This window comes from Halomonas sp. H10-59 (genome assembly GCF_040070555.1).
Classification (GTDB): Bacteria; Pseudomonadota; Gammaproteobacteria; order Pseudomonadales; family Halomonadaceae; genus Halomonas; species Halomonas litopenaei.
The window spans coordinates 3165863-3192284 of the sequence record NZ_CP098828.1 but is presented as its reverse complement, the minus strand read 5'-3'; the positions used below and the strand labels follow the sequence as shown (position 1 = coordinate 3192284).

The 26422-nt window shown below is 65.1% G+C and carries 23 protein-coding genes; 12 read left to right on the top strand and 11 right to left on the bottom strand.

The genetic code is table 11. The features are described 5' to 3' along the window. Positions 1 to 18: 18 nt before the first annotated feature. Together NFG57_RS13995 and NFG57_RS13990 are read right to left on the bottom strand one after the other, a co-directional pair. A complete protein-coding gene (locus tag NFG57_RS13995; RefSeq protein ID WP_045992993.1) occupies positions 19 to 468 on the bottom strand; it encodes an NUDIX hydrolase in 450 nt (149 codons plus the stop codon). Next, entirely contained in the window at positions 465 to 1055 is a 591-nt protein-coding gene (locus NFG57_RS13990; RefSeq protein ID WP_348814574.1) for a pseudouridine synthase, read from the bottom strand. Before NFG57_RS13990 ends, NFG57_RS13995 begins: the two co-directional genes overlap by 4 nt. A 145-nt stretch (positions 1056 to 1200) precedes the next feature. On the opposite strand from NFG57_RS13990, the gene icd reads away from it, so the two are divergent. The 3 genes from icd to clpA all read left to right on the top strand — a co-directional run bounded on the left by icd (position 1201) and on the right by clpA (position 5574). Next, on the top strand, positions 1201 to 2457 hold the full coding sequence (gene icd, locus NFG57_RS13985; RefSeq protein ID WP_045992911.1) for an NADP-dependent isocitrate dehydrogenase: 1257 nt from the start codon (positions 1201 to 1203) through the stop codon (positions 2455 to 2457). A 303-nt stretch (positions 2458 to 2760) separates the two neighbouring features. Then, positions 2761 to 3093 (top strand): ATP-dependent Clp protease adapter ClpS, encoded by a 333-nt coding sequence (gene clpS / locus NFG57_RS13980; protein ID WP_045992910.1) that lies wholly within the window; start codon positions 2761 to 2763, stop codon positions 3091 to 3093. A gap of 204 nt (positions 3094 to 3297) precedes the next feature. Next, positions 3298 to 5574, top strand: a complete 2277-nt coding sequence (clpA, locus tag NFG57_RS13975) for an ATP-dependent Clp protease ATP-binding subunit ClpA (RefSeq protein WP_045992909.1) — start codon at positions 3298 to 3300, stop codon at positions 5572 to 5574. A 395-nt stretch (positions 5575 to 5969) separates the two neighbouring features. On the opposite strand, the gene infA is transcribed toward clpA, so the two are convergent. The 3 genes from infA to aat all read right to left on the bottom strand — a co-directional run bounded on the left by infA (position 5970) and on the right by aat (position 8036). Then, positions 5970 to 6188: a translation initiation factor IF-1 gene (infA, locus tag NFG57_RS13970; RefSeq protein WP_013332816.1), complete on the bottom strand. Its 219-nt coding sequence runs from the start codon at positions 6186 to 6188 to the stop codon at positions 5970 to 5972. 286 nt (positions 6189 to 6474) lie between these two features. Continuing rightward, on the bottom strand, positions 6475 to 7221 hold the full coding sequence (locus NFG57_RS13965; protein ID WP_348814573.1) for an arginyltransferase: 747 nt from the start codon (positions 7219 to 7221) through the stop codon (positions 6475 to 6477). A gap of 98 nt (positions 7222 to 7319) precedes the next feature. Beyond that, positions 7320 to 8036, bottom strand: a complete 717-nt coding sequence (gene aat / locus NFG57_RS13960) for a leucyl/phenylalanyl-tRNA--protein transferase (RefSeq protein ID WP_045992907.1) — start codon at positions 8034 to 8036, stop codon at positions 7320 to 7322. A 181-nt stretch (positions 8037 to 8217) separates the two neighbouring features. On the opposite strand from aat, the gene NFG57_RS13955 reads away from it, so the two are divergent. From NFG57_RS13955 to NFG57_RS13930, 6 genes are all read left to right on the top strand, one after another. Next, on the top strand, positions 8218 to 11748 hold the full coding sequence (locus tag NFG57_RS13955) for a DNA translocase FtsK 4TM domain-containing protein (protein ID WP_348816190.1): 3531 nt from the start codon (positions 8218 to 8220) through the stop codon (positions 11746 to 11748). Positions 11749 to 11936: 188 nt separating this feature from the next. Beyond that, positions 11937 to 12575 (top strand): outer membrane lipoprotein chaperone LolA, encoded by a 639-nt coding sequence (gene lolA, locus NFG57_RS13950; protein WP_045992906.1) that lies wholly within the window; start codon positions 11937 to 11939, stop codon positions 12573 to 12575. A 211-nt stretch (positions 12576 to 12786) separates the two neighbouring features. Further along, the gene (locus NFG57_RS13945; RefSeq protein ID WP_348814572.1) at positions 12787 to 14574 is read left to right on the top strand and encodes an acyl-CoA dehydrogenase; all 1788 of its coding nucleotides are present in this window, start codon (positions 12787 to 12789) and stop codon (positions 14572 to 14574) included. Positions 14575 to 14698: 124 nt separating this feature from the next. Beyond that, positions 14699 to 16327: an acyl-CoA synthetase gene (locus NFG57_RS13940; protein WP_108133265.1), complete on the top strand. Its 1629-nt coding sequence runs from the start codon at positions 14699 to 14701 to the stop codon at positions 16325 to 16327. 143 nt (positions 16328 to 16470) lie between these two features. Further along, the gene (locus NFG57_RS13935) at positions 16471 to 17322 is read left to right on the top strand and encodes a 3-hydroxybutyryl-CoA dehydrogenase (RefSeq protein ID WP_348814571.1); all 852 of its coding nucleotides are present in this window, start codon (positions 16471 to 16473) and stop codon (positions 17320 to 17322) included. A 141-nt stretch (positions 17323 to 17463) separates the two neighbouring features. Further along, a complete protein-coding gene (locus NFG57_RS13930) occupies positions 17464 to 18237 on the top strand; it encodes an enoyl-CoA hydratase-related protein (protein WP_045992902.1) in 774 nt (257 codons plus the stop codon). Positions 18238 to 18328: 91 nt separating this feature from the next. Here NFG57_RS13930 and NFG57_RS13925 read toward each other — a convergent pair whose 3' ends face one another. Continuing rightward, positions 18329 to 19225 carry a DMT family transporter gene (locus NFG57_RS13925; RefSeq protein ID WP_108133266.1) on the bottom strand — a complete coding sequence of 299 codons (897 nt, stop codon included), beginning with the start codon at positions 19223 to 19225 and terminating at the stop codon, positions 18329 to 18331. 189 nt (positions 19226 to 19414) lie between these two features. Here NFG57_RS13925 and NFG57_RS13920 point away from each other — a divergent pair, with 189 nt between their 5' ends. Next, complete coding sequence (locus NFG57_RS13920) at positions 19415 to 20104, top strand: aspartate/glutamate racemase family protein (protein ID WP_222568545.1); 690 nt, start codon at positions 19415 to 19417, stop codon at positions 20102 to 20104. Positions 20105 to 20191: 87 nt separating this feature from the next. Further along, positions 20192 to 21079, top strand: a complete 888-nt coding sequence (locus tag NFG57_RS13915; RefSeq protein WP_348814570.1) for an MOSC N-terminal beta barrel domain-containing protein — start codon at positions 20192 to 20194, stop codon at positions 21077 to 21079. 79 nt (positions 21080 to 21158) lie between these two features. Here NFG57_RS13915 and NFG57_RS13910 read toward each other — a convergent pair whose 3' ends face one another. Continuing rightward, positions 21159 to 21632, bottom strand: a complete 474-nt coding sequence (locus NFG57_RS13910; RefSeq protein WP_045992898.1) for a nucleoside deaminase — start codon at positions 21630 to 21632, stop codon at positions 21159 to 21161. Between the two features lie 269 nt (positions 21633 to 21901). On the opposite strand from NFG57_RS13910, the gene NFG57_RS13905 reads away from it, so the two are divergent. After that, positions 21902 to 22459, top strand: coding sequence for a DUF6624 domain-containing protein (locus NFG57_RS13905; RefSeq protein WP_124804119.1), 558 nt, complete (start codon positions 21902 to 21904; stop codon positions 22457 to 22459). Positions 22460 to 22542: 83 nt separating this feature from the next. Here the strand turns inward: NFG57_RS13905 and NFG57_RS13900 are convergent, their stop codons facing one another. The 4 genes from NFG57_RS13900 to NFG57_RS13885 all read right to left on the bottom strand — a co-directional run bounded on the left by NFG57_RS13900 (position 22543) and on the right by NFG57_RS13885 (position 26387). Then, the gene (locus NFG57_RS13900) at positions 22543 to 23214 is read right to left on the bottom strand and encodes a response regulator (RefSeq protein ID WP_108133271.1); all 672 of its coding nucleotides are present in this window, start codon (positions 23212 to 23214) and stop codon (positions 22543 to 22545) included. 193 nt (positions 23215 to 23407) lie between these two features. Then, positions 23408 to 24979: a PAS domain S-box protein gene (locus NFG57_RS13895; RefSeq protein WP_348814569.1), complete on the bottom strand. Its 1572-nt coding sequence runs from the start codon at positions 24977 to 24979 to the stop codon at positions 23408 to 23410. 75 nt (positions 24980 to 25054) lie between these two features. Then, positions 25055 to 25714 (bottom strand): 2OG-Fe(II) oxygenase, encoded by a 660-nt coding sequence (locus NFG57_RS13890; RefSeq protein ID WP_348814568.1) that lies wholly within the window; start codon positions 25712 to 25714, stop codon positions 25055 to 25057. A gap of 40 nt (positions 25715 to 25754) precedes the next feature. Beyond that, complete coding sequence (locus tag NFG57_RS13885) at positions 25755 to 26387, bottom strand: CoA pyrophosphatase (protein ID WP_108133273.1); 633 nt, start codon at positions 26385 to 26387, stop codon at positions 25755 to 25757. Between the last annotated feature and the right edge of the window lie 35 nt (positions 26388 to 26422).

Sequence of the window (26422 nt, the reverse complement as noted above, 5' to 3'; positions counted from 1 at the left end):
CACCCGTCAACCGAAGCCTCAGCGTTCGTGCAGCACCTCCATCGGGAAGGTCTTGCCGGCCAGGGCGTCGCGGATGCGCTTGATCACCAGTGGGCTGCGCAGGCGGCCCTCGCGCTCCAGCGCCTCGACGTCCTCCAGGGTCAGCCAATGGATGGCCATGATATCCCGGTCCAGTTCGGTGCCCAGGTGGGCCAGCGCCATGCCGAAGAAGGCGTGGCTGTGGAAGGTCTTGCCGTCCGGGGCCTCGTACACGTACATGCCCAGGTAGTCGGTGATGCCGACCCGCCAGGCGGTCTCTTCGGCGACCTCGCGCAGGGCTCCGTCGCGGATGCGCTCACCGGGTTCCAGGTGGCCGGCGGGCTGGTTGAACAGGGTATGGGGGCCGCCGCGGTCTTCTTCCACCAGCAGGAAACGACCGGCTCGTTCGACCACCGTGGCCACGGTCACGTAGGGGGTCCAGCGCATTATCGGCGTCTCCTTGTTGTAGGGGCTGAGCCCCGGGGGCGCTTTGGCGCGTGCAGCGTCTGGCGCTGCCATTGTCCCGGGGCCAGGCCGTCGAGCCGCCAGAGGCCGATGGCGACGCGTACCAGCCTCAGCGTCGGGTGGCCCACATGGGCGGTCATCCTGCGCACCTGGCGATTACGCCCCTCGCTGATGGTCAGCTCCAGCCAGCAGGTAACGGGATGGCGCTTCGGGTCCAGGGGCGGCGTGCGCTCGGGCAGCCCGCTGGTCGTCAGTCGCCGGACCTTGGCCGGCCGGGTGGGTCCATCCTTGAGAGTGACCCCTTCGGCGAGCGCCTTCAAGGCCCGATCGTCCGGCTGTCCCTCGACGAGCACTCGATACGTCTTCGGCTGCTTGTGGCGCGGGTGGCTGATACGATGAATCAACTCGCCATCGTCACTGAGCAACAACAGGCCTTCGGAATCGTAGTCGAGGCGGCCGGCCGGATAGATGTCCGGCACGTCGATCAGCGAGGCCAGGGTATTGCGTCCCTGGTCATCGGTGAACTGGGACAGCACCCGATAGGGCTTGTGCAGCAGATAAAGTTGACTCATGGGCGGGCTCGATGATCTGGCTCGGAAGGCGTGGCGGCGGGCCGTTTAGGCCTTTTCCAAAGATTGTCGACAAAGCCTACTCCGGGCGCGGGGGGTAATGCTATACTCCGCGCTCCACTGAATAGACCTGACAGGGGAGTTCTCAATGGGTTTCCAGAAAATTGTCGTCCCTGAGGGCGGCGAAAAGATCACCGCCAACGCCGACAACAGCCTGAACGTACCGAATAATCCGATCATTCCCTTCATCGAGGGTGACGGTATCGGTGTCGACGTGACCCCGGCGATGAAGATCGCCATCGACGCCGCTGTGCAGAAGGCTTACAACGGCGAGCGCAAGATCCACTGGATGGAAGTCTACGCCGGCGAGAAGGCCACCCACGTCTATGACGCGGACACCTGGCTGCCGGAAGAGACCCTGGAAGCGGTCAAGGACTACATCGTTTCCATCAAGGGCCCGCTGACCACGCCGGTCGGTGGCGGCATCCGTTCACTGAACGTGGCGCTGCGCCAGAAGCTGGACCTGTACGTCTGTCAGCGCCCGGTGCGCTGGTTCGAAGGCGTGCCGAGCCCGGTCAAGAAGCCTGCCGACGTCGACATGGTCATCTTCCGCGAGAACTCCGAAGATATCTACGCCGGCATCGAATGGAAGGCCGGTACCGCGGAAGCCGACAAGGTCATCAAGTTCCTGCGTGAAGAGATGGGTGTCACCAACATCCGCTTCCCCGAGAACTGTGGCATCGGCGTCAAGCCGGTCTCCATCGAAGGCACCAAGCGTCTGGTCCGTCAGGCCCTGCAGTACACCATCGACAACGACCGCGAGTCGCTGACCCTGGTGCACAAGGGCAACATCATGAAGTTCACCGAAGGCTCCTTCAAGGATTGGGGCTACGAGCTGGCCAAGGAAGAGTTCGGCGCCGAACTCCTCGATGGCGGCCCCTGGATGACCTTCAAGAACCCGAAGACCGGCAAGGACATCGTGGTCAAGGACGTCATCGCCGACGCCATGCTGCAGCAGATCCTGCTGCGTCCGGCCGAATACGACGTCATCGCCACCCTGAACCTGAACGGTGACTACCTGTCCGACGCCCTGGCGGCGGAAGTGGGCGGCATCGGCATCGCGCCGGGCGCCAACATCTCCGACACCACCGCCATGTTCGAGGCGACCCACGGCACCGCGCCGAAGTACGCCGGCCAGGACAAGGTCAACCCGGGCTCGCTGATCCTCTCCGCCGAGATGATGCTGCGCCACATGGGTTGGGTCGAGGCCGCCGATCTGGTGCTCAAGGGCGTGGAGAAGGCCATCAGCAAGGGCGAGGTCACCTACGACTTCCATCGCCTGATGGAAAACGCCACGCTGTTCAAGTGCTCCGAGTTCGGTCAGGCCGTCGCCGACAACATGTAAGCGACGTACCGATCGTCCGATGACAGCGTCTGGTGCCGGTGATCGCTATCGCCCGTACCGGCTGTTCATCGCGGCGCTCTGAAAAGGCCCTCGCCCGCTCGGGCGGGGGCTTTTTGCTTTGTACGTTTTTTGCGTGAAAGCGTCCGTCGGATTTCCGATAATGGGAGACGGAACGGAACCCTGCCGCGCCGCCGACGTCCAATGCTCGACGCGGGTGGGCGCAGGCACCCGATTGACAGTGTGAGGCCTATGTTCAACGCAAGAGAGGAGGATCCTGTCTGGATCCGCGCCCCCTTCGCCGGAATGACCCGTCCGCCCAGTGAGCCGGGCGAGCAGGATGACGGTGATCTGGCGACCCAGGAGGCTGACCCCGAGGTGGCCAGGCCACCCATGTATAAGGTTGTCTTGCATAACGACGACTTCACCCCCATGGAGTTTGTGGTGGAGGTGCTGCAGACCTTCTTCCACCTGGACAGCGAGACCGCCGTGCAGATCATGCTGACGGTCCACAGCCACGGAAAGGCAACCTGCGGTGTCTTTACCCATGACATCGCCGAGACCAAGAGCCATCAGGTCAACGAGTATGCGAGAGAGTGCCAGCATCCGCTGTTGAGCGATATCGAGGCAGCGGACTGAGACGGGTCGATATCGGATCGCCCTGACAGTGCTGCCGCTGGCGGCGACGAGTGGTCACAGATCCGCACAAGCCGGCCCCGCGTTAACGAGAGACGGCTGCTGCGTTGACGAAGAACTTGCAACGGCGCCATTTGTACCCGATGTTGATGGTGCCGGACCACAAAAGATCCGATGCAAGCCCTATGCGGCGAGAAGGGGACTGCCATGCTGAGCAAAGAACTTGAACTGACCCTGAACACGGCCTTCACCGTGGCGCGTTCCAAGCGCCATGAGTTCATGACCGTGGAGCACTTGTTGCTGGCGCTTCTGGATAATGCTTCAGCATCAGATGTGCTGCGTGCCTGTGGGGCCAATCTCGACAAGCTGCGGTCCGACCTGCAGGATTTCATCAATTCCACCACCCCGCTGATTCCGGAAGACCAGACCGAGCGCGAGACCCAGCCGACGCTGGGCTTCCAGCGAGTGCTTCAGCGGGCCGTGTTCCACGTGCAGTCTTCTGGCAAGAGCGAAGTGACCGGTGCCAACGTACTGGTTGCGATCTTCTCCGAGCAGGAGAGCCAGGCGGTCTACTTCCTCAAGCAGCAGAACGTGGCACGGGTCGATGCGGTCAACTACATCGCCCACGGGATCTCCAAGGTCACCGGCCACGGCCAGAGCCCGTCTTCGGCGGCTCCCGAGGCCGAGGACGCCGAGGAAGCCGGCAGCGAGGCCGGCGGCAATCCGTTGACCGGTTTTGCCACCAACCTCAACGAGCAGGCCCGCATGGGCAAGATCGACCCCCTGATCGGGCGCGATCACGAGCTCGAGCGGGTGGTGCAGATTCTGGCACGGCGGCGCAAGAACAACCCCTTGCTGGTCGGTGAGGCCGGCGTCGGCAAGACCGCCATCGCCGAGGGCCTGGCCAAGCGCATCGTCGAGGAAGACGTGCCCGATGTGATCGGCGACGCCGTGGTGTACTCGCTGGACATGGGCGCGCTGCTGGCGGGAACCAAGTATCGTGGTGACTTCGAGAAGCGCTTGAAGAGCCTGCTGGCGGAACTGCGCAAGCTGCCCAACGCCATCCTGTTCATCGATGAGATCCATACGGTGATCGGCGCCGGTGCGGCGTCCGGTGGAGTGATGGACGCATCGAACCTGCTCAAGCCGCTGCTGTCCTCCGGCGAGCTGCGCTGTATCGGCTCCACCACCTTCCAGGAATTCCGCGGTATCTTCGAGAAGGATCGTGCCCTGGCCCGTCGTTTCCAGAAGGTCGATGTGATGGCACCCTCGGTCGAGGACTCCATCAAGATCCTCAAGGGGTTGCGTTCACGCTTCGAGGAGCACCACCAGCTCAAGTACACCGACGCCGCGCTGGACAGCGCCGCGCGGCTGGCGGATCGCTACATCAACGACCGCTTCCTGCCGGACAAGGCCATTGATGTCATCGATGAGGCCGGTGCCCACCAGCGCCTGCTGCCGCCGGAAATGCGCGTGGACACCATCGACGTCGATCAGGTCGAGGCGGTGGTCGCTTCCATCGCGCGGATTCCGCCGAAGAGCGTATCCAGCTCCGATCGCAAGCTGCTCGAGAACCTGGATCGCGATCTCAAGATGCTGGTGTTCGGTCAGGATGAGGCCATCGACAGCCTGGCGGCGGCGATCAAGCTGTCCCGCGCCGGGCTCAAGTCGCCGGACAAGCCGGTCGGCAGCTTCCTGTTCGCCGGCCCCACCGGCGTCGGCAAGACCGAGGTGGCGCGTCAGCTGGCCCATATCATGGGGGTCGAACTGCTGCGCTTCGACATGTCCGAGTACATGGAACGGCACACGGTATCGCGGCTGATCGGCGCACCTCCTGGCTATGTCGGCTATGACCAGGGTGGTCTGCTGACCGAGGCGGTCACCAAGCAGCCCCACTGCGTGCTGCTGCTCGACGAGATCGAGAAGGCGCACCCCGAGGTCTTCAACCTGCTGCTGCAGGTCATGGACCACGGTCGTCTGACCGACAACAACGGGCGCGAGGCGGATTTCCGTCACGTCATTCTGATCATGACCTCCAACGCCGGGGTCGAGATCGCGACGCGTCGCTCGATCGGTTTCCAGACCCAGGACCACTCCACCGATGCCATGGAGGCGATTCGCAAGACCTTTACGCCGGAGTTCCGCAACCGTCTGGATGGCATCATCCAGTTCGCGTCACTGGCCAAGCCTGTCGTACGCAATGTGGTCGACAAGTTCCTGGTGGAACTGCAGGCCCAGCTCGACGAGAAACGGGTGCAGCTCGAGGTGGACGACGAGGCGCGCGATTGGCTGGCGACCATGGGTTACGACCCGGACATGGGCGCCCGCCCCATGGCGCGACTGATCCAGGAAAAGCTGAAGAAGCCCCTGGCCGAGATGATCCTGTTTGGGGATCTGGCCGAGCACGGTGGGCTGGTGCACGTCAGTCTGGAGGACGGAGAGCTTCACCTGTCCACCGACGTGGAGATGGCCGACGCGCCTTGAGTGTCGAGGCAGGCTACTGGGGTGTGGCCAAGCCCTTGAAGCCTGCCTGTTGGGCCTGCTTGATGAGCCTGCCTGTTGAGACTATCCAGCAAGTTGGTTGCTTCGACTGGTCAGGAAGTGAAACTACGCGACGCCCCGTCAACGACGGGGCGTCGTCGTTTGTATCCAGCAGGGTCTGGACGGCAACAGCCGTGGGAGTCCCCGGCAGCGGGTCGTTGCCCGGCTTTTGGACGAGGCGGTGCCGCCCTGCTGCGTCAGGCAAAGCAGGGCTGGTGCTGCACCAGAGTCTTGCTGTCTTGCGAAAGGGGGCTGCGCTTGCCGGTGGGGTGGGGCGCGCCGCTAAGGCGCGTTACCGGCAAGTAGCGTCGGCGCTGAAGCGCTGACGCCGGCCGTTCTCAACGGGAACGGTAGACGATGCGACCCTTGGACAGGTCGTAGGGAGTCAGCTCGACCTTGACCTTGTCACCGGTCAGGATGCGGATGTAGTTCTTGCGCATCTTGCCCGAGATGTGGGCGGTCACCACGTGGCCGTTTTCCAGTTCGACCCGGAACATGGTGTTGGGAAGGGTGTCGACGACCACGCCTTCCATTTCGATATGGTCTTCGCGTGCCATATAGGCGAATCCTCGCTGGTGAAATCGAAAAGATGCCTGACCTTGAGGCGTCACTGCCGTTACTGTGGTCAGGATAGCGCGATATTCTGCCGGATGCAGAGCCAGATGGCAAAGGCAGATGGCTGATCGGCCCTCAAAGTGCGCGATATTCTGCCGCTTTCCAGTATCCCCGGAGTCAGATGGCAAAGGCAGATGGCCATTGATAGCAGGCTAGCCCCTCAAAGTGCGCGATATTCTGCCGCTCTCTAGAGAGCAGGGAACGTGCTTGAGCTATCGGGTTGGGCGGTTACTCGCTGTCGATCGGTACCAGTCGTCGCCAGAGCCGGCCATCCAGGCGCTCGAGGGGCGAGAAGCTGCTCTTGTAGCTCATCTTGCGGCACTCCTCGATCCAGTAGCCCAGGTAGACATGGGGAAGTCCCTTCAGGGATGCCATCTGGATCAGCGCCAGCACCGCCTGGGTGCCAAGAGAACGGCGCTCGAGGCTGTGGTCCGGGTCGAAGAAGGTGTAGATGGCGGACAAGCCATGGCGCAGCTCGTCGAAGGCCGATACCGCTACCAGCTTTCCGTCCAGGCGCATTTCCAGCAGTCTCGCGTAGGGCTGATCGAGGCTCAGGAAGGTACGGTACTGCTCGTGACTCGGTGGGAACATGTCGCCGTCATGGTGGCGCGTGCAGATATAGCGGGCGTAGAGGTCGTAGTGGCGGGAGTCGAACTGCGCCGGCACCACCTCGATGGTCAGGTCGGCATTGCGCCGCATCAGGCGTCGCTGGGTGCGATTGGGGAGAAAGTCCGCTACCGGGATTCGCACGGAGATGCAGGCGTGGCAGCCTTCACAGTGAGGGCGGTAAAGATGCAGACCGCTGCGACGGAAGCCAAGTAGCGTAAGCGCGTCATATACGCCCTGTCCCGGGGATTCCTTGGGATCCAGGAACAGGGTGGTCGCTTCCTTGCCCGGCAGATAGCTGCAGGCGTGCGGCACAGTAAGAAAGAACCGCAGGTCGCGTACGGGTTGACGCGGTGTATTGCTGCTCAAGGCTGCCGTCTCCCTGTCGGATGGCATCGAGTGATGGATCAGGCGTTGGTATGGGTCGTGTCGATGGTGGTCGTCATACATGGCCTTCTGATACCAGGTCATTCACCGATGCCGGTGAATGACCATGCCGGCGTCGTCAGGCTGTCTCTGTCCAGATCATCCAGCCACCTCTCAAGATAGCCGATGAAGGCTGATCGAGCGATACCTCGAGCGCCGAGGCTGGCCAGGTGGGGCGTGTGCATCTGGCAGTCGATCAGACGCCCGCCGCCGGCCGCCATGGCGCGGGCCAGATGCACCAGGGCGATCTTGGAGGCATCGGCCTCGCGGCTGAACATCGATTCGCCGAAAAACACCGGTCCCAGGGCGACACCATAGAGCCCGCCGACCAGCCGGTCGTCACGCCAGATTTCCACCGAGTGAGCGACCCCCTCCCGGTGCAGGTCGCAGTAGGCGTCACGCATTTCATCGGTGATCCAGGTGCCTGACGCATGACCATCGTTGCGCGGCGCAGCACAGGCGTCGATGACGGCGTCGAACGCCTGGTCGGCGGTGGCGCGAAAGCCCCCGTTGCGCAGTCGTTTGGCGAGGCTTCGGCGCACGCGTAGCTCTTCGGGGTGCAACACCATGCGCGGATCGGGGCTCCACCAGAGAATCGGCTGGTCGTCGCTGTACCAGGGGAAGATTCCGCGGCGGTAGGCCTCTATCAGCCATTCGGGAGATAGCCCGCCGCCAGCGGCCAGCAGGCCGTCCGGGTCGTCGAGGGCAATATCGACCGAAGGAAAGGTCACAGGATGTTCGTTGAGCCAGGGCAGCATGGGGCTCCCTTTGCAATACCGGGTGGAAGATGGGGCAGTGTGCCCCCAGCCCGCGCTTCGCTCAAGGTATGCTGGGCCTATTCGCTCACCGGCTGGCTCGGTATCATGACCTCCAGTCAGAAGGATGGAAGACGCCGTTATGGCGCAAGGGGAAGGCCGTTTGAGTGCCAACAAGAAGTCCATGTCGTCGCGCGCGACGGCGGCAGCCGCCAAGGAGACCGCCCGCAAGGTCGGGTTGCGTCTGCATGGCTCTGCCAGGGAAGGTGTGATCATCGTACTGCTGGCTGCCTGCGTATTCCTGCTGCTGGCACTGTTCAGCTTCGAGCCGGCGGACCCCGGCTGGTCGAGCAGTGGCCCCGAGACCGCGGTGGCCAACTGGATGGGCCCCATCGGGGCCTGGCTCGCCGACGTGCTGTATTCGTTGTTTGGCATCAGCGCCCTGTGGTGGCCAGGCATGCTGGCGTTTGCCGCCTGGTACCTGATCCGTTCCCGTCGAGTGGAGTTCGAGTGGGATGCGACCGCCCTGGCCGTGCGCTGCGGTGGGCTGATTCTGCTGCTGCTGGGGTGCACCACCCTGGGGGCGCTCTACTTCCATCAGCCCGACAGCGTGTTGCCATACTCCACCGGTGGCATCCTCGGGGTCGGGCTGGTCGGCGCCCTGCGGCCACTGGTGGGCGTCGGCGGAACAGGTCTGCTCGCCGTTGTCGCTATCCTGGGCGGAATGCCGCTGTTTACCGGGTTGTCCTGGCTCAATGTCATGGACGAGGCGGGCCACCGTTGTCTGTTGCTGGGACGCTGGCTCAAGTCCCGCTTCGCGTCGTCTAAAGACGAGGACGACGCAGGGCAGGGCGCCGACCAGCACAGTGCACCTGAGCCCAGGGCCAAGGCGTCATCGCCGATCGACAGCGAAGATGGCGAGGAAGGCGATACGACGCCCCGGCCCTCCTGGTGGCAGCGCCTGCGCGGCAAGGGGACTCCGACCGACCTGGATGAGGCCGCGGGGTCGTCCATGGGCGACGACGGCAACACCGATATTCCCTGGGACGTGGCGGAATCCACGCCGTCGGCCAAGCAGCCTGGCGCTGCCTATACCGAACGCTTTGCCGAGGCCGCGCCTCGCCGCCGCCATGAAGGTAGCGTTCAGGACGGCACCACAACGCCGCGGGACACCCGTCCCACCGAACCTGAGGGTGGTCGGCGAGAGCCGACCCTGGCCCCGGAGCCCACGGCTTCCAGAGAGCGGCGAGAGCCGACCCTGGGCGGCAGTTTTGCGGCAGAGGCACCTTCGGCGGCAAGGGCAGAAGAGCCGATGTCGCTGCGTGCAGAGAGGGATGCGCCGGTGCCTTCGCCTGAACGTGCAAGCGAGCCGAGCTCTTTAGAGGCCCCCGAAGCCGGGCCTACTGCTCAGGCACGCTCTCCACAGGCGCGCTCTTCACAGGCGCCCGGGGCCGCGCCAGCCGCGCAGGGTTCTCAACAGGCGCCCGAAACCGCGCCTGGCTCTCCACAGGCGCGCTCTTCACAGGCGCCCGAAGCCGCGCCAGCCGCGCCTAGCTCTTCTCAGGCGCCCGAAACCGCGCCCGCCGCGCCAGCCGATCCACAGGAGCGCTCTCCGCAGGCGCCCGAAGCCGCGCCAGCCGCGCCTAGCTCTTCTCAGGAGTCCGAGGCTGCGCCGTCCGCGCCGGCGACCGGCGCTCCACAGGAGCCGCGTCGGGAAGAGCCCGCTCGCGGGGAGGAGCCGTCGAGCCACCAGACGCAGCCTCGTCGAGAGGAGCGTCGTGCCGAAGAAATCCCCGAGCCGGTGCTGCCTGATGATGGTGGTGCCCTGGCTGGCGGCGCCATCGCTGCAGGGGCGGGTGCCGGTCTGTTGGCGGCCACCCATGAGGCGCCGCGTAGTGTCTCGAGTCAGGCTCCCAGTTCTTCTCCCCGTCCGTCTTCTGCTGAGGACGCTGGTCAGGATGCTGGTCAGCGCGTGCAGCAGGAAGCGGCCCGCAGCGACGCCGGCACGCCGACCGAGCCTCCCCGCGTTGAGCCAGGTCACGATGCCGCGGGCGGGAATGTTGCCGGAGGCCACGACAGCGTGGGCGAAGGACGTGTGGCTACCGCCGAGCAAGCCCGTGAGGCCGCCGACAACGACGGCCCGACGCTGTGGACGGTAGAGCACCTGCAAAGCCAGCGTCCCGGTTTCGATGACCTGCCGGAACCCGATGGCGAGCTGCCAAGCCTCAGGCTATTGACCCCGCCGGAGCCGCATCAGCCCAACTACACCGAGCAGCAACTGGCCGATATGGCGGAGTTGCTCGAGATGCGCCTGCGCGAATACGGCGTCAAGGCCGAGGTCGTCGATACCTGGCCGGGCCCGGTCATCACCCGCTTCGAGATCAAGCCTGCGGCGGGGGTGAAGGTCTCCAAGATCAGCAACCTGGCCAAGGACCTGGCGCGTTCGCTGATGGTCAAGAGCGTACGCGTGGTGGAGGTGATACCCGGGCGTCCCACCGTGGGTATCGAGATCCCCAACCCCAATCGCGCGATGATCCGCCTGCGCGAGGTGATCGACTCGGACCGCTACCAGCACGAGGCCTCTGGTCTCACCATGGCGCTGGGTCAGGACATCGGCGGTGCCGCCGTGGTGGCCAACCTGGGCAAGATGCCCCACGTGCTGGTCGCCGGTACCACCGGCTCGGGCAAGTCGGTCGGGGTCAACGCCATGCTGATCTCGATGCTGCTCAAGGCGACCCCCGACGAGCTTCGGCTGATCATGGTCGATCCCAAGATGCTGGAGCTGTCGGTCTATGACGGTATCCCGCACCTGCTGGCGCCGGTGGTCACCGACATGAAGGAGGCCGCCAACGCCCTGCGCTGGTGCGTGGCCGAAATGGAGCGTCGCTACAAGCTGATGGCCGCCATGGGAGTGCGCAACATCGCCGGCTTCAACAGCAAGCTCGATGAGGCCGAGCGGGCCGGTGCCCAGGTTGCCGATCCGTTATGGGAGCCCCAGCCCTGGGAGATGCACCAGACCCCGCCGGTGCTGGAAAAGCTGCCCTACATCGTGGTGGTGATCGACGAATTTGCCGACATGTTCATGATCGTCGGCAAGAAGGTCGAGGAGCTGATCGCCCGACTGGCGCAGAAGGCCCGCGCCGCCGGTATTCATCTGGTGTTGGCGACCCAGCGTCCCTCGGTGGACGTGGTCACCGGCCTGATCAAGGCCAACATCCCCACCCGCATGGCCTTCCAGGTGTCGTCGCGGGTCGACTCCCGCACCATCCTCGATCAGGGCGGCGCCGAGAACCTGCTGGGCCATGGTGACATGCTCTACTTGCCGGCGGGCTCCGGTCAGCCAACCCGCGTGCACGGCGCCTTCGTCGATGACGATGAGGTGCACCGGGTGGTGGAAGACTGGAAGCGGCGCGGCGAGCCCGAGTACATCGACGAGATCCTCTCCGGTGGTGTTTCCGCCGATGCCCTGACCGGGCTCGAGGCCGAAGGCACCGGCGATGACAGCGACGCCGAGCAGGACGCCCTCTATGACGAGGCCGTGGCCTTTGTCACCGAGACGCGCCGGGCCTCGATCTCGGCGGTCCAGCGGCGCTTCAAGATCGGCTACAACCGCGCTGCACGCCTGGTCGAGGCCATGGAAATGGCCGGGGTGGTATCGTCCATGGGCAGCAACGGCGGGCGAGAGGTGCTGGCACCGCCGCCCACCGCAGGCTAACCCGATCGGCGCGACACTGTCTCCATTTGGGGACAGTGTCGCGTCAGGATGTAATCACCATGCAAGAGGGTGTCACGACCGGGTTCAGCGGCAACTTGCCAGGCATACTGGACTCAAACGGACATCCTCCCGGCGCCGGAGCCGCTCCGGCGCGACAAGGATTTCGACGATTTCGACGGAGAGACGCTATGCCCGCACGCCTTACCTTGAGTTCCGGTCTTGCCACGCTGGCCCTGGCGCTGGCGATCCCCGCCACCGCGCTGGCCGACGGCGCTGAGCGCCTGACCCGCATGCTGGAGCCGTTGAACACCTATTCCGCCGACTTCGAGCAGCAGATCCTCGACGGCAGTGGCCAGCGCCTGCAGCAGACCGAAGGGCACATGTGGCTGTCGCGCCCCGGCAAGTTCCGCTGGGAGGTCAAGGCACCTTACGAGCAGATCGTGGTGTCGGACGGCGATGAGGTCACCCTCTATGACCCCGATCTCGAGCAGGCCACCATTCAGCCGCTGGATGAGCGCATCACCCACACCCCGGCTCTGCTGCTGTCCGGCAGCGCCAACGAGCTCACCGACAGCTACGAGGTCAAGAGCTCTCAGCAAGGCACCGCCGAGACCTTCACCCTGGAGCCCAAGGCCTCGGACACCCTGTTCGAAAGCCTGCGGCTGACCTTCTACAGCGAGCAGCTGGCGGCGCTGGAGATGACCGACAGCACCGGTCAGCGTACCGCCATCGCCTTCGATAATGCCGAGCAGAACGGCAACATCGATGACCAGCGCTACCGCTTCGAGGTGCCTGAGGGTACCGACGTGATCCGCCAGACCCGCTGATCACACCGGCCGCCGCCGTTCCCGTTCGGCGGCGGCCTCCCTTCCGCACCTTTCCACGGCCTGCCATTTTCTGCCCGTTCCCTCCTTACCGTGCGCTATCGAGCACGCCGCTTGTCCCCGATCAACCCTGAAGTCTACTGCGACCTTGGCCCAATAGTGTGAGCCGACTAGGGAAACTACTATCCCGGGTATCGTTTTCACGAGGTGCCCCATGTATCCCTACGCCGCTCCCCTGCGAGACCTGTCCTTCGTGCTGTCAGAAATGCTCGAGCACGAGTCCTTGAACCTGGCCCCCTTTGCCGAGGTTGGCCCCGAGCTGGTCGACGCTGTGCTCGAGGAGGCCGCGAAGCTCGCCTCTGATGTCTGGGCGCCGCTCAATGCCAGCGGTGATCGCCAGGGCTGCAGCCGGCTGGAAGACGGCAGCGTGACACTGCCAGACGGCTTCGCCGAGGCCTACCAGGCCTACGCCGAGGGCGGCTGGAACGGGATCGGCGTGTCCGAGGAGCGTGGCGGTCAGGGGCTGCCCGAGGTGGTGGCCAGCAGCGTGCAGGAGATGCTGCATGGCGCCAACATGGCGCTGGGCCTGTGTCCGATGCTGACCGCGGGTGCCATCGAGGCGCTGGCTCACCATGGCAGCGACGAACTCCAGCAGCGTTACCTGGCGCGTCTGGTGGAAGGCAGCTGGACCGGCACCATGAACCTGACCGAGCCTCAGGCCGGCTCGGACCTGTCCCGGGTGCGCACCCGCGCGGTGCCGGAAGGCGATCACTACCGGCTGTTCGGCCAGAAGATATTCATCACCTGGGGCGAACACGAGGCCGCTGAGAACATCATCCACCTGGTGCTGGCGCGCACCCCCGACGCCCCCGAGGGCAACAAGGGCATCTCGCTGTTTCTGGTGCCCAAGTTCCTGGTCAATGAGGACGGCTCGCCGGGCGAGCGCAACGACGTGGTGTGCGCCTCCATCGAACACAAGATGGGCATCCACGGCAGTCCCACCTGCACCCTCAGCTTCGGCGAGAAGGACGGCGCCGTCGGCTATCTGGTGGGGGAGGCCGGGCGCGGCCTCAACCACATGTTCACGATGATGAACGAGGCCCGCCACAAGGTCGGTATCCAGGGTATCGGTGTCGCCGAGCGCGCCTGCCAGCACGCCCTGGCCTACGCCAACGATCGCTCCCAGGGACGCACACCACCGTCCCGCGGAGGCGAGCCCTGCACCATCGGCGAGCACCTGGACGTGCGCCGCATGCTGCTGTCGATGCGGGCGCGCACCGACGCCCTGAGGGCGCTGGCGCTGCTGTGCGCTCAGCAACTCGACGTGGCTCGTCACCATGAGGACGAACCGCGCCGTCGCGAGGCCCAGGCGCGGGCCGAGGTGCTGATCCCGGTGGTCAAGGGCTTCTCCACCGACCAGGCGGTGGACATCGCCTCGTTGGGTGTTCAGGTCCACGGCGGCATGGGCTTCATCGAGGAGACCGGCGCCGCGCAACTGTTGCGGGACGTGCGTATCGCACCGATCTACGAGGGCACCAACGGCATCCAGGCGCTCGATCTGGCGGGGCGCAAGCTCCAGCGCGATGGCGGCGCGGCCTTGTCACTGCTGATCGACGAAGTGCAGGCCACCGCCGAAGCGCTGTCAGCCCATTCTTCTCTTGCTCCGCTGGGGGCAGAGCTTGCCGCCGGTGCCGAGGATCTGCGTGCCTGTGCGGCCCTGGTGCTGGAGGCGGGGGCGGACGCCGAACGCGGCGCCGACGCCATCCAGGCCTACGCCACGCCGCTTCTGTCGCTGACCGGCCACGTACTGTGCGCCTGGCAGATGGGGCGCGCGGCGATCATCGCCCGGGCCGCGCTGGACGCCGGCAGCGACGACGACTTCTACCGGCGCAAGCTGGCCTGTGCCGACTTCGCCGTGCGCCAGTGGCTCCCCGAGGGACGCGCCCAGCGTCGCGTCATCGAGGCCGGCTTCGACGAACTGCTTTCCGTATCGCTTGGCTGAACCGATTGGCCGTCGGTGTCCACCGGCGGCTATCTTCTGTTCAGGATCGGCCATCGTCATTTTCCTCGTAGCGAGGCGCAGGCCGCCAGTGGCTACGCATGCGACCTTCAATCAGGAGTGTCTAATGAGCAACATCTACGACCAGGGCATGCCGCGCAACGCGGCCAACCACGTGGCGATCTCGCCGTTGACCTTCATCGAACGCGCGGCCAGCGTCTATCCGGACCTGCCGGCGGTGGTCCACGGCCAGACGCGCCGCGACTGGGCCACCACCTGGCAGCGCTGCCGGCGACTGGCCTCGGCACTGGAGCGTCGTGGACTCGGCAAGGGGGATACGGTGTCGGTGATGCTGCCCAATGTGCCGGCGATGTTCGAGGCTCACTTTGGCGTGCCCCTGGTCGGTTGCGTACTCAACACCCTGAATATCCGTCTCGATGCCTCGGCGATTGCCTACATGCTGGAACACGCCGAGACCCGGGCGATCCTGGTGGACCCGGAGTTTGTCGAGGTGGTACGTGAGGCGATCAAGGGCCTCGATAAACCGCCTCTGATCATCGACGTGCTGGATCCCGAGTTCGAGGGCCAGGCCGAGCGCCTGGGCGAGATCGAGTACGAGGACCTGCTGGCCGAAGGTGACGCCGACTACCCCTATCGCCTGCCCGAAGACGAGTGGGACGCCATCTCGCTGAACTACACCTCCGGTACCACCGGCAAGCCCAAGGGCGTGGTCTATCACCATCGCGGCGCCTACCTCAACGCCGTGAGCAACATCCTCGAGTGGGCGATGCCGCATCACCCGGTGTACCTGTGGACGCTGCCGATGTTCCACTGCAACGGCTGGTGTTTCCCCTGGACCATCGCCGCCAACGCCGGGGTCAACGTCTGCCTGCGCAAGGTCGACCCGAAGAAGATCATGGAACTGATCGCCGACGAGAAGGTGACCCACTTCAGCGGCGCGCCGATCGTGCTCAACGGACTGGTCAATCTGGACGAGTCCCAGCGTCGTGCCATCGACCACCCGGTCAAGGCCACCACCGCCGGGGCGGCGCCGCCTGCTGCGGTGATCGCCGGGGTGGAGTCACTCGGCATCGATGTGACCCACGTCTATGGTCTGACCGAGGTCTATGGTCCGGTGACGGTGTGCGCCTGGCGCGAGGCCTGGGACGAGCTGCCGCTGGAGGAGCGTGCCCGCATCAAGGCCCGTCAGGGCGTGCGTGGGCACATGCTGGAGGCGCTTTGCGTGGCCGACCCGGTGACCCTGGAGCCATTGCCCAAGGACGGCGAGAGCATCGGCGAGATCATGATGCGTGGCAACAACGTGATGAAGGGCTACCTGAAGAACGAGGCCGCCACCCGGGAAGCGCTGGATGGTGGCTGGTACCACACCGGCGACCTGGCAGTGTGGCACGCCGATGGCTACATCGAGATCAAGGATCGCTCCAAGGACATCATCATCTCCGGCGGCGAGAACATCTCCACCATCGAACTCGAGGATGCGCTCTACGCCCACCCGGCGGTGGAAGAGGCCGCGGTGGTGGCCCAGCCTGACGAGAAGTGGGGCGAAAGCCCCTGCGCCTTCGTCAAGCTCAAGGCCACCAGCGGTGAGGTGACCGAAGAGGACATCATCGAGCACTGTCGGGGCAAGCTTGCGCGCTTCAAGGTGCCCAAGCGCGTCGTCTTCACCGAACTGCCGAAGACCTCGACCGGCAAGATCCAGAAGTTCGTGCTGCGTCAGCAGGCCAAGGAGAGCTGATCGCCGCCTGCCATCCGCTGATGGCAGGGTAAGCCCGCCCGCGACAGAGCGGGGAGCAGATCATCAGACGCCGCCTTCGGGGTGACCGGGGGCGGCGTGGTTGTGTCATGATCGAGGGAAATATCCATCAAGGGAGAAAGCAAGTGAGCGAGACGCGGATCGGTGTGGTCGGTGGTGGAACCATGGGTCAGGGCATCGCCCAGGTGCTGGTGCAAAGCGGCTTCGAGGTGAGCCTCTATGATGTTGCCGAGGCCGCCCTGGAGCGGGCCAGCGCGGCGATCGACAAGGGCCTTGCCAAGCTGGTGGAAAAGCAGCGGCTGAGTGCCGAACAGCGGGACGAGGCCCGCGCGCGCCTGACCACGGTCAACTTGCTCCAGGCCCTGGCCGACTGTGGGGTGATCATCGAGGCGGCGCCGGAAGCGCCGGAGCTCAAGGAACGCCTGTTCCGGGAGCTCGATGAGATCAACCCCGAGGCGGTGCTGGCCTCCAACACCTCCTCGCTGTCGCTGACCCGTCTGGCGGCGGTGTGCCAGCGGCCAGAGCGAGTCGTCGGCATGCACTTCTTCAACCCGGTGCCGGTACTCAAGCTGGTCGAGGTCATCCGCGCCGAGCAGACCAGCGACACGACCGTGGCCCGTGTCGAAGCCCTGGCCGAGTCCATGGGCAAGACCGCCGTGGCGATCGGCGACGCCCCAGGCTTCGCGGTCAACCGCCTGCTGGTGCCGATGATCAACGAGGCTGCCTTCCTGGTGCAGGAAGGGGTGGCCAGCGCCGAAGACATCGACACCGCCATGAAGCTTGGCGCCGCCCACCCGATGGGCCCGCTGGCGCTGGCCGACCTGATCGGCCTGGACGTCTGCCTGGCGATCATGAACGTACTGGCCGATGGCTTCGGCGATCCCAAGTATCGCCCCTGTCCGCTGCTCAAGCGGATGGTCGACGCCGGCTATCTGGGACGCAAGAGTGGCCGCGGCTTTCACGACTACAGCGGTTGAGGCGGTGGCATGCGCCAAAAGGATGGCTTGTGAGCCTACCAAGCGTTCGCTAGGGTTGGGCCAAAGGTGACGAACGCGCCAGGCTCCGCCGACGCCAGGCGGGCCTCGCCGACAACTGACAACTCTGACAAGGAGCATTTCGTGAGCGAACAACTGGTCGAGATGGTCGACAACGATGGCGTGGTACGCCTCACCATCAACCGTCCCAAGGCGTTGAACGCCCTGAATCGCGAGGTCATCGAGGCGCTGGCCGAGATCCTTGATCGGCTCGAAGGTCGCGAGGGCCTGCGCGCGGTGCTGATCACCGGCGCCGGCGAGAAGTCCTTCGTGGCCGGTGCCGACATCACCGCGATGCGCGAGATGAACCCGCTCGAGGCGCGCGACTTCGCCGGTCAGGCGCTGAAGACCATCAAGCGCCTCGAGACGCTGCCGGTGCCGGTGGTGGCGCTGGTCAACGGCTTCTGCCTCGGCGGCGGCTGCGAGCTGGCGCTGGCCTGTGACTGGGCGGTGGCCAGCGACAACGCGGTGTTTGGCCAGCCCGAGGTACTGCTTGGGGTCATTCCCGGCTTCGGTGGCTCCCAGCGTCTGCCGCGTCGGGTCGGCCCGGCCATGGCGCTTGACCTTTGCACCACCGGTCGCAAGATCGACGCCCAGGAGGCCCTGCGCATTGGCCTGGTCAATCAGGTGATGTCCCAGGCCGAGCTCGAGGACTACGCCGCCACCCTGACCAAGCAGTTGTCCGGCAATGGCCCCGGCGCGGTGCGCAGTGCCAAGCAGGTGATCCACGACGGCATGGACCAGGATCTGGACAGCGCCCTGGCGCTGGAGACCAGCCTGTTTGCCCTGTGCTTCGCCTCCGACGAGCAGCGCGAAGGCATGAGCGCCTTCGTCGAGAAGCGCAAGCCCAACTTCTGAGTCTCGTTCACAAGCCTTCAGCGAGCACTGAAGCGGCCATGGCGAATGCCATGGCCGCTTCGTCGTTCAGGCGCGAGGATTCTGGGGGCGCCTAGCGGGGCAATGGTCGCGTGGCCTTGTCCCGGCCCGGCGACAGCATGCCGGTGGCCACAGCGGTGCCTGCCAGGGTGATGGCCATGCCCACCAGGGTGCGCAGTCCCAGGGTCTCGTCGAGCAGCAGATAGCCCCACAGCAGGGCGCTGACCGGTACCAGAAAGGTCACGGTAGAGGCGGCGGTAGCCCCGGCGCTGGCCAGCAGGCTGAAGAACAGCAGAAAGGCGACAGTGGTGGACAGCACCGCCATGGCCAGGGCGCTGCCCCAGGCCTCGATGCTGACGGCTTGCTGCGGCCACATCAGCAGACCGGGCACCAGCAGCATCAGCCCGGACATCGAGCAGCTGCCGGCGGCCAGCACGCGTACCGGCAGATGGCCGAGGTGGGTCTTCGAATAGTTGCCGGCGATGCCATAGCAGAAGGTGGCCCCGAGAATCGCCAGGATGTACCAGCCATCGCCGCCCAGCTGGAAGTCCAGCCGATCGGCGGACAACACGTAGACACCGACGAAGGCCAGCGCCAGACCCAGGTACTGACGTCGGCGAATCGGCGTGGCGAACCAGGCGGCGCCGATAAGCGCGGTGAAGATCGGAGTGGTGGCGTTGATCAGCGAGGTGAAGCCCGCCTCGAGCTGGGTGGTCGCCAGGGCCAGCAGTGAAAACGGCACCACGTGGTTGATGAAGCCGAGCAGCGCCAGGCGTCCGATATTGTCGCGCACCTGGCGCAGGTAGTGCAGTGATGCCAGCAGGGGCAGCAGCAGCAGGGCGCCGACCCCCATGCGGATCATCACCACCGGGACGGCGCCGAACTCCGGCGAGGCCACCCGCATGAAGATGAAGGACAGTCCCCACAGGCTCGACAGCAGGACCAGCTTGAGGGTGTCTGAGGCCGTCATCGAGATTCCTTGTCGTGGGACGGTGGAGGTAGTGGTAGCACTTTTGCTAGCCCGCTAAGAGTATGCGAGATGCGCGAAACAGGAAAGCCGTTGAGGGTGAGGGTGCTGTGAGCCACCGATGACTCTTGTATGCTGAAGTAGACGGTACCGCAACACTGACTGGGCCAGGGAAGTCCTCGGGAGGGCGCTATGAAGACCATCGGGCTGTTGGGCGGCATGAGTTGGGAGTCCACGGTGAGCTACTACCAGGTCATCAATCGGGATGTGAACCGCGCACTTGGTGGACATCATTCGGCCAAGATTGCCTTGATCAGTCTGGACTTCGCCGAGGTCGAGGCCTTTCAGCATCAGGGCCGCTGGGAGGATGCCGCCGGGCTGCTCGCCGACGCCGCCTGGCGCGTTCAGGAGGCGGGCGCGGACCTTATCGTGCTGTGTACCAATACCATGCACAAGGTGGCCCGAGACATCGAAAAGGCGGTAGATATCCCTCTGTTGCACATTGCCGACGCCACCGCCGATGCCCTGATCGCCGACGGGGTCAAGCGGGTGGGGCTGCTCGGCACCTGTTTTACCATGGAGCAGGGCTTCTACAAGGACCGGCTCGAGGCCTACGGTATCGAGGTACAGGTACCCGAGAAGGCTCAGCGCGATCAGGTTCACCGGATCATCTACGATGAACTTTGCCATGGTGAAATCGAGCAGGCGTCACGCCAGGTGATGCTGTCGATCATGGAAGAGCTCAAGGCCGGTGGTGCGGAAGCGGTGATACTGGGCTGCACCGAGATCGCCTTGCTGGTCGCTCAGGCCGACACCGAGATTCCGCTGTATGATACGACGGCCATTCACGCCCGCAGGGCCGTCGAACTGGCGTTAGGCTGATACTGGTACTGGTTATTAGCACTGGTACTGGCTCCGTGCAGTGCCCGTGCCACCAACTTGAGACGATGGCCCCTGGCAAGGATGCCCATGAAGCTTTCCACTCTCGCCTGTTACCCCGTCAAGTCGCTGCGCGGCATCGCGCTGTCCAGGGCTGAACTCACCGAGCGCGGGCTCGCCTTCGATCGGCGCTGGATGCTGGTCGACGACGACGGGCGTTTCGTCACCCAGCGTGAGATCCCCGCCCTGGCGACCATCGGTGTCGAACTGTCGTCCGACACGCTGCGCCTGGTCCACGACAGGATGGCGCCGCTCGTGCTGTCACTGGACGAACCCCAGGCGGCCATGCGCCAGGTGCGGGTCTGGCAGAGCGAATGCCAGGCGTTGGACGAAGGCGACGGTGCGGCGAATTGGCTGGCAGAAGCGCTGGCAAAGTCCTTGCCAAAGCCCTTGCCAAAGTCCTTGCCAGAACCCCAGCGCGAAGCGGGGCGGTTGCGGCTGGTGCGCCTGCCCCACGAGCAGCGCCGTTGGGTAGCGACCGAGTTTCTGCCGCCGGCGGAGCGCGGTGTGGTGCATACCGCCTTTGCCGATGGCTACCCCCTGCTGATCGCCTCCGAGGCCTCGCTGGCAGCGCTCAACCAGCGGCTGGAAGCCAAGGGGGAGGCGCCGGTGCCGATGGAGCGCTTCCGCCCCAACCTGGTGGTGTCGGGCGGTGATCCCTTCGCCGAACGGGATTGGGCCTCGTTGGCCGGGCCCGGCTATCGCCTCGGCCTGCGCAAGCCATGCAAGCGCTGCAAGATCATCACCCTGGATCAGCGCAGCGGTGAGGCGCCCTCGGCCAAGGAGCCGTTGAAGACCCTGGTGGAAATGGATACCCAGCCCGGTTGGAAGGGCGCCTTCTTTGGCCAGAATGCCGTCGTCGAGCAGGGCGTGGGGGCCATCCTGCGTGTGGGTGACGTGCTCGATAGCCTGAGCTGACGGTTGATCACCGGCGTCGCCGGCCAACGACTCGACGCCGCTGTCCGCCTTCTCGATACCCCAGCTCCCCCTTCCTCCGTCACTTCCGATAGAGCCGCCGGTGCAGCTCGCGAATCTCGTCGGCAAACTCCTCAACCGGCCCCTCCACCTCGGCACTCGGCACGATGGTCTGGATCGGCAGCGGGGCGATCGGGGCAGGTGCCACCTGCCACTCGCCGAGCCAGCCGCCGAGCTGTTCTGAGGAGCTGGCGTAGACGATGCGTCCGAGTCCGACCCAGCCATGCGCCGCGGCGCACATGGGGCAGTGTTCGCCGGAGGTATAGACGGTCGAGTGCGCGCGCTCTTCGACGCTGAGGTGCTCGGCCGCCCAGCGGGCGATGGCGAATTCGGGGTGGCGGGTCGCGTCACCGCCGGCGACGCGGTTGCGATCCTCGAAGCGAACCTGCCCTTGCGGGTCCACCAGGAGCGAGCCGAACGGCTCGTCACCAGCCTCGAGGGCCTCCCTGGCCAGGTCAACGCAGCGGCGCAGGTGCTGACGATCGGTCGAATTCATTCAGTATTCCTCATAAAGATGATCCGCGGGCGGCCTCCTGCCTGGGGAAGGATGCCTCCGGGGAGGGATATCTGTGGCCTTGGCTTGACTCTAGCATGGACCAAAGTTGTCCGATGACGGACAGCCAGATACGTGATTCTTCACTGAAATATGCTTCTGGCGTCGGCATTTTCCTACGCAGCGCCCGGCGGATCGACTATTGATGCCGAAGGGTAACCCTAGGACGCTGTAGGTTGTCGGCAAGCTGGCCTGCAAATGAGGTGCGTTGCATGAACACGAGGAATACCATGTTGGCCCAGCAGATGGTGGCGCTGGCCGAGCAAGATAGAGCGTTGCTGGATGAACTCGCGGCCTCGGGGGAGATCCCCTCCGCCGACTATCATCCGCGAGTGCGTGCGCTGCATCAGGCCAATGCCGAGCGTCTGTCTGCGGTCATCGATCGTCACGGCTGGCCGGGCAAGGACACCGTCGGGGAAGACGGCAGCGAAGCAGCCTGGTACATCGCGATGCACGCGGTTTTCGACGTGGATTTCATGCAACGTTGCTGTTCTGCACTGATTCAGGCGGTTGCCGCCGGCCAGGCGCCCGGGTGGCAGCTGGCCTTTCTCGAAGATCGCATAAGGGTCCTGACCGGTCGGCCCCAGCGCTATGGCACCCAATTCGAGATCGGCGACGACGGCTGGCCCGTGCCCAGCGTCATCGAACGGCCGGATGACGTCGATCGGCGTCGTCAGGCGCTCGGGCTGGAGCCGCTGTCCAGTCGTCTGGCACGGTTGAGGGGACCGGGGTTAGCGGGTCCGGATGACTGGTTACGGCGTTCGGCCTGAACCGCTTTGCTTCACTTCCTGCTGCATGTCGAACTGAGCTGGCTGCCAGTTGGTGGCCTCTCAATCTGCCCTTGTCACCAGACTCATGACGGCGCGCCGGCATCTCGGCTGACGTCGCTATCCTGCCCGGGCAGTGCTGACACCAATCCCAGCGCCACGGCCAGCCTGACCAGATGCGCCAGGCTATCGGCGCCGAGTGTCTTCATGATGCGCTGACGGTAGACCTCCACGGTCTTGGCGCTCAGCGTCAGCTTCTCGGCGATCTCGCGACTGGTAAGCCCGCGGGCCACCTCGACCAGAATGGCCTGTTCGTTGGCCCTCAGCCCTTCATATCGCTGCCGCAGCTCTTCGAGATCGGCCTGGGCCCGCTGCCGGTGCTGGTGGTGAGCCAGCGCCTGCTGGATGACATCGATCAATTGCTGCTGATTAAAGGGCTTTTCGATGAAGTCGAAGGCTCCCGCCTTCAACGCGGCGACCGCCATGGGCACGTCACCGTGACCGGTCATCATGATCAGGGGAGGACAACGGTCTCGCTCGGCCAGCCGCTGCTGGACCTGCAGACCGCTGAGGCCGGGCATGCGCACGTCCAGCAGCAGCACCTCATGGTGCCGCGACGAGGCGAGAAAGGCGTCGCCGCTGGCGTAGCCCTGACTGCCAAGTCCCACCGACTGCAACAACCAGGCGAGCGACTCGCGCAGGTCATCGTCGTCGTCGATGATGGCGATGGTTGGCTGGTCAGCAGTGTCGACGGGCATGATGGTCACTTCGCTGGTTGGGCGAGTCTCGCGGGCAGGCCCCTATGCTAGCCGATCCCCCGGCCAAAGGGGACCGTGCCAGGCGATGCCTGGCCGCCGGGTTTTCGTACAAAGCCTGGTGCCTGATCTCCGCCTGGCTGGCGCTTGGCGTCTCAAGTCAGGGGACGCGCCGAGGGATCAGCGGGGCGAGCCCTCAGGCGGAGGGCAGGGTAATACGAAAGCGCGCACCCTGTGGCGCGTCAGGATCTTCTGGCCGCCTCGCACCGGTACCGGGGGCAAGAGCGTCTGCGCTCGGTGGGTCGCCGTCATCGATCAGCACCAGGTTGCCGCCCATGGCCTCGATCAACGACAGGCTGATCGATAGCCCCATGCCGAGACCGTCCTTGCGGCCGCTGACGAATGGCGTAAACAGGCCCTGGCGTTGCTCTGGTGCCACGCCGGGGCCGTCGTCGACGATGTCCACGCAGCATTCACGGGAGCCAAGAGGGTAGGCTTCCAGGCGAATGCACGGAGGCCTGGGCGGAGTGGCGATGTCGCGACAGGCGTCGAGAGCGTTGCGGATCAGGTTGACCAGTACCTGTTCCAGGCCGATGGCGTCGGCCATGACGAGGTCGAGGCCAGGGGCCAGGCGTGACGCCAGATGCACGCCTTCGTGCCGACACTGGGGCTCGCACAGGTCGCAGGCCTGGCCAATGATCTCGGCGAGATCCTGGGGCGCGAGGTGAAGACTGCCGCGGCGAACGAAGCGACGGATATGCTTGAAGCGTTCGGATAGGCGCTGAATCTGATCGTTGATGCGGTTGAGGGGCAGCGCCAGTTGGTGGGCGGGTTGGTCGGGGTCGCGCTCGAGCTGCATCAGCGCGCCGCTGGCGTAGTTGCCCATAGCCGCCAGCGGCTGATTGCATTCGTGGGCGATATTGGTGGCCAGTTCACCCAGGCTCGCCAGGCGATTGGCGTGGGTGATCTGCTCCTGATGGCGGCGTGCCTGGGCCTCCGCCTCCAGGCGCAGACTGAGATCTCGATTGAGGATCGACAGTCGCGTCTGCCCTCCCTGTTCACGGTGCAGCTGGACCACGCTGAGCACCGGGATCTCGCCTGAGGGTGAGGCCAGGGCCAGCTCGCCACTCCAGCGCCCCTCCAGGGTGACGGCAGGCAGCACCTGTTCACGCCATCTTTGTGCCGACGTTGGCACCAAGAGTTCGGCAATGGTCGTGCTTGCGCCTTCTTCGTCGAGCCTGAACAGGCTACGTGCGGCCTGATTGCAGTAGACCACGCGTTCGTCCTGGTCGCAGAACAGCACAAAATCGGTGGTCGATTCCACCACCCTTGCCAGGCGCTCGCGGCGTGCCTCGGACTCGACACGCCGACTGACGTCGCGGGAGACGCACAGCACGTCGGTGAGTTCGCCGGTAGCGGGGTCGCGACGGGTACGGCTGGTGGTCTCGAACCAGATGTAGTGGCCGCTGTGGGTTCGAAAACGGTAGGTCTGCTCGTAGAAGCCCTCGTGGTAGTAGATACGAGGGGACTTGGACAGCAGCGCCGCCAGATCGTCCGGGTGGAAGAGGTCGTAGGCCGATACACCGATCAAGTCGTCAGGATCATAGCCCAGCAGGGTCCTGGCGGCCTGGGAGGCGTAGAGGAAGACGCCGTTGTGGTCGTGGCGCGAGATCAGATCCGTGGTGCTCTCGGCCAGCCACTGATAGTGGCGCTTCTCCTGTTCGAGCTGCTGTACCCGTTCGCTGAGCGCCTCTACCTGCTGGCGCAAGCTTGCCTCTTCGGTTCGCGGTTCGGCGCTGGAGTCTTTAGCGTCGTTGCTGTCGTGGCGCATGGTCATCAGGCCCTAGCGAGCCGGGTCTACCACGCCACCCAGCGAGGCATTGCGTCTGAACCAGCCGGCGATGCTGGCGCGGGGCAGGCGGGTCGGCAGTACTTCATGCGGCACCTGCTCGGACAGGAAGCACACCAGGGTGCCGGCCCTGGGGGCGACCCTGGTGAGCTCCCTCTGCGGGTCCTGTTCAGCGTAGATGACCATCTCGCCACCGCCATCTTCCGGCCAGTCGGGATTGAGATAGCCTACCGTGGAGACCACGCGGTTGGCGCGGCCTCGGAAACTGTCGAGATGTCGGCGGTAGAAGGCCCCGGCAGGGTAGCGGGCCAGATGCGCCTCGTACTCGAACAGGCCGAGAAACAGGCTCTCGTTGAGTTTCTGCTGGAGTTCGCCCATGGCGTCCAGATAGCGGCGCTGGGCCAGGGTTTCCCGATCGAGCCAGTGGATGGCGTCGCCACGAATGTCTTCGCGGGTATCGAAGTCGGATCCGCGGCCGATGCCGGCCCGGGCCAGGGCCTGCTGGTGCGCTCGGCCCTCGACCTCGGCGTGCAACGCCTGGCACAGCTCGGCGTCGATCATCGCTTCACCGACATAGAAGCCGCGTTCCACCAGGGCGTCCACCAGCTCCTCCATCCGTTGCGGCGGCAGGGGGCAGGGATCGGGGTAGCTCATGAAATCGGTGCTCGTCTTGTCATCGCGGGGCCGTGCCTGGTCATCTTGGCGCTCGTCTCGGAGGCAGATGGCGTAGTCTACCCTCCGGGCGACGAGAAAGGCTCATGTCCAGGTCGCATCCCTTGGCCAGCAGCTCCACCAGCATCATGGCGGACAGCCCCCAGATCACGTAGTCGTCGCCCTGGTCGGCGGGGATCAGGTAGCTCGGCACATAGATGTCGTTGCCGTCCACCGGGATCACGTCGGTGTGGGTACGCTGGTCATCGATAAAGTGCGACAGCGGCACCTCGAAGATCGCGTCCAGCTCGCCCAGGTCCGGGACCAGCGGCAGATCCGGCGGAATCAGCCCGACGAAAGGGGTGACCTTGAGACCATGCAGCGACAGCACATCCGAGAGCTGGCCGAGCACCTCTACCTGGCCGGGGGGCAGGCCTATCTCTTCTTCGGACTCGCGCAGGGCGGTGGCCAGCAGGTCGGCGTCATGAGGCTCCCGCTTGCCGCCCGGAAAGGCGACCTGGCCGCTGTGGGTTGACAGGTGGCTTGCGCGGCGGGTGAACAGCAGGCCGGGCTCGGGCCGATCGACCAACGGAATGAGTACCGCTGCCTCGGGCAGCTTCAGCGTCAGGCGGCGGGGGGAATGCGCTTGCAGGCGTTTGCGAAGTTTCTCTAACATGGGGGATCCGCAGGGTTTCACTCCTTGTACCCAGC

What these genes read in the sequence shown, in the direction of transcription:
- NFG57_RS13990 (WP_348814574.1), bottom strand. Translation starts at nt 1,055, where the DNA reads ATGAGTCAACTTTATCTGCTGCACAAGCCCTATCGGGTGCTGTCCCAG.
- icd (WP_045992911.1), top strand. Translation starts at nt 1,201, where the DNA reads ATGGGTTTCCAGAAAATTGTCGTCCCTGAGGGCGGCGAAAAGATCACC.
- clpS (WP_045992910.1), top strand. Translation starts at nt 2,761, where the DNA reads ATGACCCGTCCGCCCAGTGAGCCGGGCGAGCAGGATGACGGTGATCTG.
- clpA (WP_045992909.1), top strand. Translation starts at nt 3,298, where the DNA reads ATGCTGAGCAAAGAACTTGAACTGACCCTGAACACGGCCTTCACCGTG.
- infA (WP_013332816.1), bottom strand. Translation starts at nt 6,188, where the DNA reads ATGGCACGCGAAGACCATATCGAAATGGAAGGCGTGGTCGTCGACACC.
- aat (WP_045992907.1), bottom strand. Translation starts at nt 8,036, where the DNA reads ATGCTGCCCTGGCTCAACGAACATCCTGTGACCTTTCCTTCGGTCGAT.
- NFG57_RS13955 (WP_348816190.1), top strand. Translation starts at nt 8,218, where the DNA reads ATGTCGTCGCGCGCGACGGCGGCAGCCGCCAAGGAGACCGCCCGCAAG.
- lolA (WP_045992906.1), top strand. Translation starts at nt 11,937, where the DNA reads ATGCCCGCACGCCTTACCTTGAGTTCCGGTCTTGCCACGCTGGCCCTG.
- NFG57_RS13945 (WP_348814572.1), top strand. Translation starts at nt 12,787, where the DNA reads ATGTATCCCTACGCCGCTCCCCTGCGAGACCTGTCCTTCGTGCTGTCA.
- NFG57_RS13940 (WP_108133265.1), top strand. Translation starts at nt 14,699, where the DNA reads ATGAGCAACATCTACGACCAGGGCATGCCGCGCAACGCGGCCAACCAC.
- NFG57_RS13925 (WP_108133266.1), bottom strand. Translation starts at nt 19,225, where the DNA reads ATGACGGCCTCAGACACCCTCAAGCTGGTCCTGCTGTCGAGCCTGTGG.
- NFG57_RS13920 (WP_222568545.1), top strand. Translation starts at nt 19,415, where the DNA reads ATGAAGACCATCGGGCTGTTGGGCGGCATGAGTTGGGAGTCCACGGTG.
- NFG57_RS13915 (WP_348814570.1), top strand. Translation starts at nt 20,192, where the DNA reads ATGAAGCTTTCCACTCTCGCCTGTTACCCCGTCAAGTCGCTGCGCGGC.
- NFG57_RS13910 (WP_045992898.1), bottom strand. Translation starts at nt 21,632, where the DNA reads ATGAATTCGACCGATCGTCAGCACCTGCGCCGCTGCGTTGACCTGGCC.
- NFG57_RS13905 (WP_124804119.1), top strand. Translation starts at nt 21,902, where the DNA reads ATGAACACGAGGAATACCATGTTGGCCCAGCAGATGGTGGCGCTGGCC.
- NFG57_RS13900 (WP_108133271.1), bottom strand. Translation starts at nt 23,214, where the DNA reads ATGCCCGTCGACACTGCTGACCAGCCAACCATCGCCATCATCGACGAC.
- NFG57_RS13890 (WP_348814568.1), bottom strand. Translation starts at nt 25,714, where the DNA reads ATGAGCTACCCCGATCCCTGCCCCCTGCCGCCGCAACGGATGGAGGAG.
- NFG57_RS13885 (WP_108133273.1), bottom strand. Translation starts at nt 26,387, where the DNA reads ATGTTAGAGAAACTTCGCAAACGCCTGCAAGCGCATTCCCCCCGCCGC.